The sequence below is a fragment of the Pseudomonas serbiensis genome, assembly GCF_030580745.1.
Lineage (GTDB): Bacteria > Pseudomonadota > Gammaproteobacteria > Pseudomonadales > Pseudomonadaceae > Aquipseudomonas > Aquipseudomonas serbiensis.
The window spans coordinates 124749-132402 of the sequence record NZ_JAUQOO010000020.1; the positions used below are offsets into that span (position 1 = coordinate 124749).

Here is a 7654-nt window from a genome sequence, read left to right on the forward strand (position 1 = left end):
GATGAGTGAATTGATAAGTGTCCAAGACCTGCGGGTCGTTGCCAGTGGCGAGCAGGGTGAAATCGAGATCGTCAAAGGCGTGAGTTTCGCGTTGGAAAAAGGCGAAGTGCTGGCGCTGATCGGTGAGTCCGGTTCCGGCAAGACCACCATCGCTCTGGCGCTGCTGGGTTATGCGCGACGTGGTTGTCGTCTGGCCAGCGGCGTGGTGCAGGTCGGCGAGCACGACATGCTCAGCCTCCCGGAAAAACAGTTGCAGGGTTTACGTGGCAACCGTGTTTCCTACATTGCGCAAAGTGCTGCCGCCGCTTTCAACCCGGCCAGGAAACTGATCGATCAGGTGATCGAGGGCGCGTTGATTCATGGCCTCGGCACCCAGGCGGCGCTGGAAGCCAAGGCTATCGAGCTGTTCCGGGATCTGGCACTGCCTGACCCGGAGCAGATCGGTGAACGCTATCCGCATCAGGTGTCGGGCGGTCAGTTGCAGCGGGTCATGGCGGCCATGGCGCTGATCAGCGACCCTTTGCTGGTGATCCTCGACGAGCCGACCACGGCGCTGGACGTCACCACCCAGATCGACGTGCTACGGGCTTTCAAGCGGGTGGTGCGCGAGCGTGGCGCGACGGCGGTCTATGTCTCCCATGATCTGGCGGTCGTGGCGCAGATGGCGGATCAGATCGTGGTGCTCAACGGCGGACAGATCATCGAGAAAAGCAGCACCACGGCGTTGCTCAAAGGCCCGGAAGAAGCCTATACCCGCAGCCTGTTGGCCGCCGCCCGGCCAGACGCTACCTTGAGCCCGGCCAGTGAGGTGGCCAAGGACAGTGTCTTGTTGACCATCACGGGCATGACCGCAGGCTATGGCAAGAAGAACCTGCAAGGCATGCCGATGATCCGCGTGCTTGAGGACATTGACCTGACCGTGCGTCGTGGCCAGGCCATCGGCGTGATCGGTGAGTCCGGTTCGGGCAAGTCGACCCTGGCGCGTGTGGTCGCCGGTTTGCTGGACCCGGCTCGCGGTAGCCTGGTGTTCGATGGCGCCGAATTGTCCGGCACCCTGGCCGGACGCACGGAAGACCAGTTTCGGCGCATTCAGATGGTGTTCCAGAACGCCGATACCGCACTTAATCCGATGCATAGCGTGAGCACGATTCTGGCCCGCCCGCTGAAGATGTACTTCGGCCTCAAGGGGCAGGCTTTGCGCCAGCGCATCGACGAATTGATGGATCTGGTGCGCTTGCCTCGTGAGCTTGCCGAACGCCGCCCCAACGAACTGTCGGGTGGGCAGAAGCAACGAATCAACCTGGCCCGCGCGCTTGCGGCCAAGCCGGACCTGATTCTCTGCGATGAAGTGACCTCGGCGCTGGATACCGTGGTCGGCGCAGCCATTCTTGAACTGTTGGGCGACTTGCGGCGTGAGCTTGGGGTTTCCTATCTGTTCATCAGCCATGACATCTCCACCGTCCGCGCCCTGTGCGATGACATCGTGGTGATGTACAGCGGCCACAAGGTCGAGGAGGGCAGTTGCGAGTCCTTCAGCAAGGCACCTTTCCATCCTTACACGGACTTGCTGGTGAGTTCGGTACCGGAACTGCGCCAAGGCTGGCTGGAAGAGTGTTCTTCCACCTGTGGCAAGCTGCCGTCGATCAGTGCCCCGACCAATAATCCGGAGCTTTGCACTTTCCTCAATCGTTGCCCGGTCCGTGTCGAGGGGCTGTGCAACAAGACTGCACCCGCTCGCCGCCAGATTGGTGGTGGCAGCGAAATCCTTTGTCATCGTGACAGCGCTGAATTGCAGGGCGCACAAGAGAACCTGAATAACGTGACCGTGGGAGCCTATGCATGAAAGGGCGTTTCGTAAGGTTGGGCGAGCGTGATCGGCCCACTGTCAGCCTGAAAGTCGATGGCTTGCCCGTCGAAGCCTTGCAGGGCGACACCCTGATGGTCGCCTTGCTGACCCAGGGTGCGGCATTACGCCAGTCCGAATTCGATCCGGGGCGTCGTGCCGGTTTCTGCCTGATGGGCGCCTGCCAGGATTGCTGGGTCTGGACCCGCAGCGGCGAACGCCTGCGCGCCTGCTCCAATGAAGTCCGCGACGGGCTGGACATCGTCACTACACAACCGGAGGCGACATGGCCACTTCACGGTTAGGCGTTGCAGATCCCAAGGCTGCCAAGGTCGTCATCATCGGTGCCGGGCCTGCCGGAACCCGCTGCGCCGAGACGCTGCTGGCGGCGGGCCTCAAGCCGATTCTGATCGATGAAAACCGCCGTGATGGCGGGCAGATCTATCGGCGTCAGCCCGAAGGTTTCAAGCGCGACTATTCGGCGCTGTATGGCACCGAAGCGCCGAAGGCCCGTGCGCTGCATGAAAGCTTCGACCGCTTGCGTTCACAGATCGACTATCGCCCCGACACGCTGGGCTGGAACCTGACGCCAGGCCAGTTGTGCTGCGTCAGCCAGGGGCTGCATACCGTTCAGGATTTCGATGCACTGATCTTGTGTACCGGTGCCACCGACCGCCTGATGCCGATCAAGGGCTGGCAACTGGCGGGGACTTACAGCTTGGGCGGCGCGCAGATTGCCCTCAAGGCGCAGTCGGTATCCATTGGCAGCCGAGTGGTGTTCATGGGCAGCGGCCCATTGCTGTATCTGGTCGCCAGCCAGTACGTGAAGGCCGGTGCCGAGGTGGCGGCGGTGCTCGACACTTCTCCTTTCAGCAAGCGCATCGGCGCACTGCCCAAACTGATGGCGCGTCCGGGTTTGCTGTTCAACGGCATGAAACTGCTGGCCCAGCTTTATAGCGCCAAGGTGCCGGTACACATGGGCGTGCAGCCGGAACAGATACTGGGCGACGCTCAAGAGGGCGTCAGCGGTGTGCAAGTGCGGTTGGCGAATGGCACGTCCTTGAGCGTCGAGTGCGATGCGTTGGCGCTGGGTTACCACTTGCGGCCTGAAACCCAACTGGCCGATCTGGCGGGTTGCCAGTTGCGCTTCGATGAGGCTTCCGGGCAATGGCTGCTGGCCGTCGATGAAGAAGGCCGGACCTCGGTCAAAGGCGTCTACGCCGCAGGCGATGGCGCGAAGATTCGCGGTGCCGACGCTGCCGAGCAGGCTGGACGCCTTGCGGCGCTGGCTCTGTTGCAGGACCTGGACCTTCCCGTGGACCAGGCGCTTCAGGCCGAGGTGCGCAAGGACCTTGAAGTCATGGATCGCTTTCGTGTCGGTCTGGCCGAGGCCTTTCCGTGGCCAGCGACCCAGGCTCAGGCATTGCCCGATGATGCGATTGTCTGCCGCTGCGAAATGATCAGCGCGGGCGAACTGCGGGGCGTCGTGCGTCAGAAAGGCGCCTGCGAGGTCAACCGAGCCAAGGCTTTCAGCCGGGTCGGCATGGGGCGCTGTCAGGGACGTTATTGCTCACAGGCGGGCGCTGAAGTGATTGCCGCCGCTGCGGGCGTGCCAGTCGAACAGGTCGGGCGGCAGCGCGGGCAGGCGCCGGTCAAACCCTTGTCCATGCTCACAGATGAGGTGGTGTCATGAAGCAGCCGAAAGTCGATGTGCTGATCATTGGTGGCGGGATCATGGGGTCGTCTTCGGCCTTCTTCCTGCGCCAGCGTGGCCAGTCGGTGACCTTGCTGGAGCGCGACATGATCGGCCAGTACGCCAGCGGCGTTAACTTTGGCAACGTCCGTCGTCAGGGCCGTTTTCTCGGTCAACTGGAGCTGGCTAACCGCTCGTGGGGTTTGTGGAAGCGCTTGCCGGAACTGATTGACGACGATCTGGAGTTCATTCCTTCAGGGCACATGCGGGTCTGCTACCGCGAAGATGAAATCCCGGAACTGGAAGCCTATGCCGCCGCGCCCGAAGCCCGGCAACTGGATCTGCAGGTCTACAGCGGCAAGGCGCTGCATGAGCGTTTCCCGTTTCTGGGGCCTGACGTGAAAGGCGGCTCCTACGCGCCTCACGATGGGCATGCCAACCCGCGTCTGGCCGCACCGGCCTTTGCCCGTGCCGCTATTCGGGCCGGCGCGCGGATCGAGGAGCGCACCGAGGTCGCCCACGTGCAAAAGGTCGGTGGCGAATTTGAAGTCACCACCACCGATGGCCGGATCTTCACTGCCGATAACCTGCTGATCACTGCAGGCGCCTGGGGCCAGAAACTGTCCGAGCAGTTCGGCGAGCCGGTTCCGCTGGATACCCACGGGCCGCAAATGGCGGTGACCGAACCTGTGCCTTACGCGCTGCCGACAGTGATCGGCGTCTATACCAAGATTGCCCACGAAGTGATCTATTTCCGGCAGATCCCGCGGGGCAACATCATCATTGGCGGTGGCTTTCGCAGCAAACCGGACATGATCAACCGGCGCGCCTATGTCGAGCCGCGCAGCATCATCAATCAGGTGCAGCAGATGCGCCGGTTGCTGCCCGGTGTGGGTAACCTGAACATCATCCGGGTGTGGAGCGGCATCGAAGGCTATACGCCGGATTCGTTGCCGGTCATGGGGCGTAGCGGCGCGGTGGACGGCCTGTTTTATGCCTTCGGCTTCTGCGGGCACGGCTTCCAGCTTGGCCCGGGCGTTGGGGATGTGATGGCCGAGCTGATCAGCACCGGTAGCACCACCACGTCCATCAGCCCTTTCGACATCCGTCGTTTCGCCATGGCCAACGAGCAAGCGAGTAAAGCCTCATGACGCCCCGTGCACTGGAAATTCTCAAGCGCCTGATTGCCTTCGATACGGTGTCGTCAGAGTCGAACATGGCGCTGATCGAATACGTTCGCGACCTGCTGGCGACCAAGGGCATCGAGTCGCTGATCGTCAAGGACGAAACCGGCAAGAAGGCCAACCTGTTTGCCAGCACCGGTCCACGGCAACAACCGGGTGTTTTGCTGTCCGGTCATACCGACGTGGTGCCCGCTGCCGGTCAGGCCTGGACCGTTCCGCCGTTTGAAGCGACGCTACGCGACGGGCGCATTTATGGCCGTGGCACCTGCGACATGAAGGGCTTCATTGCCCTGGCCATCGACGCCATGCTCGATGCGGCGGACATGACCCTCAGTCGGCCGCTGCAACTGGCGTTGTCCCACGATGAAGAGATTGGCTGCGTCGGCGTGCGGCGTTTGCTGGACGTGCTGCATCTGGCACCGTTACGACCCTTTCTGTGCGTGGTCGGTGAGCCGACCCTGATGCAGTTCGCCATCGGCCATAAGGGCAAAAGCTCCTACCGCACCTACTGCCGTGGCCAGGAAGCGCATTCCTCCCTGGCGCCTCGTGCGGTCAACGCGATTCATCTGGCCAGCGATTTCATTGCCGAGCTGCGCAAGAGCCAGGCACTGGTCGAGCAGCAGGGCGCGCGGGACGAAGGCTACGACATTCCTTACAGCACCGTGCATATCGGTCGTATCGACGGTGGCAAGGCGCTGAATATCGTGCCGAACCTCTGCACCCTGGAGTTCGAGTACCGCAATCTGCCGGGGGATGATCCCGATCTGCTGCTGGCGCAATTGCGTGAGCGCGCCGAAGTGCTGGTGCGCGAGGCCCGGCAACTGTCCGGCGTGGCGGACATCGAAATTGAAATCATGAACGAGTACCCCGCGCTGGAAACACACCCCAGCGTCGAGGCCGTGCGCCTGCTGCATGCCTTCGCCGAGCCTGGGACGCAGCACATCAAGGTTTCCTATGGCACCGAAGGCGGTCTGTTCGCCGGGCGTCTCAATGTGCCGGTGGTGGTCTGCGGGCCGGGCTCCATCGAGCAGGCCCACAAGCCCGACGAGTTTATCGAGGTCAGCCAGATGACCGCAGGCGAGCGTTTCCTGCAGAGCCTGCTGGGTTCGTTGCGGCAGTAGAGGCTGCCGTGGGGCGGCGAATTTCAGCATCCGACGCTGCTGGTTCGCCGCTTTCAGCATCCTGGACTGTGGCGGCTGCTTAGACTGGCAGTCATCCCGGAACAGGACTCGATCATGCTCAAGAATCAGTTGAAAGACCCCAGCCTGCTGGTAGAACGCGCTTACGTCGATGGGCAGTGGATTGCCGCCGATGACGGCGCAACCTTGACTGTGACAGACCCGGCGACGGGCGAAAGTCTGGCGCTGGTGCCGGCCCTGAACGGTGCCGAGACACGGCGCGCCATCGAAGCTGCCGAGCGTGCCTGGCCAGCCTGGCGGGCACGTCCTGCCGCCGAGCGTGCCGTGTTGCTGGAGCGCTGGTGTCAGGCCATGCTCGACAACCTTGAGGACCTGGCGCTGATCATGACCCTTGAGCAGGGCAAGCCGCTCAACGAGTCCCGTGGTGAAATCCGCTATGGCGCCAGTTTCGTCAAATGGTTCGCTGAAGAGGCGCGCCGCTCTTATGGCGAAACCATCCCCACGCCCAGTGCCGACCGTCGCTTGATGACCCTCAAGCAACCCGTGGGCGTCTGCGCTGCGATCACGCCCTGGAACTTCCCCAACGCAATGATCACCCGCAAATGCGCCCCGGCATTGGCAGCGGGTTGTCCGATTATCGTCAAACCGTCGGACCTGACGCCGTTGTCTGCTTTAGCGCTGGCGGTGTTGGCCGAGCGCGTGGGGATTCCCGCAGGCGTGTTCAACGTCATTACCGGTTTGCCCACCGGCATTGGCGAAGAACTGACCGGCAACCCGGCAGTGCGCAAGATTTCCTTTACCGGCTCGACGCCTGTGGGTCGTCTGCTGATGCGCCAGAGCGCCGAGCACATCAAGCGCCTGAGCCTGGAACTGGGCGGTAATGCGCCGTTTATCGTGTTCGACGATGCCGATCTGGAGCAGGCTGTGGCGGGCATCATGCTCAGCAAATTCCGTAATGCCGGGCAGACTTGCGTCTGCGCCAACCGCATTCTGGTGCAGAACGGCATCTATGACCGCTTTGCCCAACGGCTGGTGGAAGAAGTCGCCAAGCTCAAGGTCGGCAACGGGCTGGAAGAGGGCGTCACCATTGGTCCGCTGATCAACACAGCGGCAGTGAACAAGGTTGCCCGACATATCGACGATGCCCTGAGCCAGGGCGCGAAGCTGCTGTACGGCGGTCTTCCTGATGGGGATAACCAGTTCGTGCAACCGACCGTGCTGGGCGATACCCATGCCGGAATGCTGCTGGCGAACGAAGAAACCTTCGGCCCGGTTGCCCCGCTGATGCGCTTTACCGACGAAGCCGAGGCGCTGGCCCTGGCCAACGCCACGCCGTATGGGCTGGGTGCTTATTACTTCACCCAGGACCTGCGCCGCTCATGGCGTTTCGGTGAGGCGCTGGAGTTCGGCATGGTCGGGCTCAATACCGGGATCATTTCCATGGAGGTCGCGCCTTTCGGCGGGATCAAACAGTCAGGCCTGGGCCGCGAAGGCTCCAGCTACGGGCTGGACGAATATCTGGAAGTGAAGGCGTTTCATGTGGGCGGGTTGTAGGCCTGATACCGATCAGTGAAGGGATGGCTGTCGCTCCACCAGCGCATTGGCCGTTCCCGGATCTGGCAGGCACAAGCGGGTTGGATTGTCAGGGAAGTTTCATGCAGAAGATACGGATTGGTCTTTCGGAATCGTCACATTTTTTGAGCTGCACCCATCGTGGGAGGGAGCTTGCTCGCGACGAGGCCGGTGAAGTCAGCACACATTTCAGCGCCCGAAAGATGGCTTCGCGGCTGAAGCC

Annotated in this window: 6 protein-coding genes; all 6 read left to right on the forward strand. The window is 62.3% G+C overall.

The features are described 5' to 3' along the window. Position 1 precedes the first annotated feature (1 nt). The 6 genes from Q6A51_RS22455 (at position 2) to Q6A51_RS22480 (ending at position 7413) form a co-directional block, all read left to right on the forward strand. Entirely contained in the window at positions 2–1843 is a 1842-nt protein-coding gene (locus tag Q6A51_RS22455; RefSeq protein ID WP_304575770.1) for an ABC transporter ATP-binding protein, read from the forward strand. Continuing rightward, a complete protein-coding gene (locus Q6A51_RS22460) occupies positions 1840–2148 on the forward strand; it encodes a (2Fe-2S)-binding protein (RefSeq protein ID WP_304575771.1) in 309 nt (102 codons plus the stop codon). The genes Q6A51_RS22455 and Q6A51_RS22460 overlap by 4 nt, the downstream gene beginning before the upstream one ends. Continuing rightward, positions 2130–3536, forward strand: a complete 1407-nt coding sequence (locus Q6A51_RS22465; protein ID WP_304575772.1) for an FAD/NAD(P)-dependent oxidoreductase — start codon at positions 2130–2132, stop codon at positions 3534–3536. Before Q6A51_RS22460 ends, Q6A51_RS22465 begins: the two co-directional genes overlap by 19 nt. After that, the gene (locus tag Q6A51_RS22470; RefSeq protein ID WP_025262405.1) at positions 3533–4687 is read left to right on the forward strand and encodes an NAD(P)/FAD-dependent oxidoreductase; all 1155 of its coding nucleotides are present in this window, start codon (positions 3533–3535) and stop codon (positions 4685–4687) included. The genes Q6A51_RS22465 and Q6A51_RS22470 overlap by 4 nt, the downstream gene beginning before the upstream one ends. After that, positions 4684–5841, forward strand: coding sequence for an acetylornithine deacetylase (argE, locus tag Q6A51_RS22475; RefSeq protein WP_025262404.1), 1158 nt, complete (start codon positions 4684–4686; stop codon positions 5839–5841). The genes Q6A51_RS22470 and argE overlap by 4 nt, the downstream gene beginning before the upstream one ends. A 114-nt stretch (positions 5842–5955) precedes the next feature. Next, complete coding sequence (locus Q6A51_RS22480; RefSeq protein WP_201018950.1) at positions 5956–7413, forward strand: NAD-dependent succinate-semialdehyde dehydrogenase; 1458 nt, start codon at positions 5956–5958, stop codon at positions 7411–7413. Positions 7414–7654: the final 241 nt, after the last annotated feature.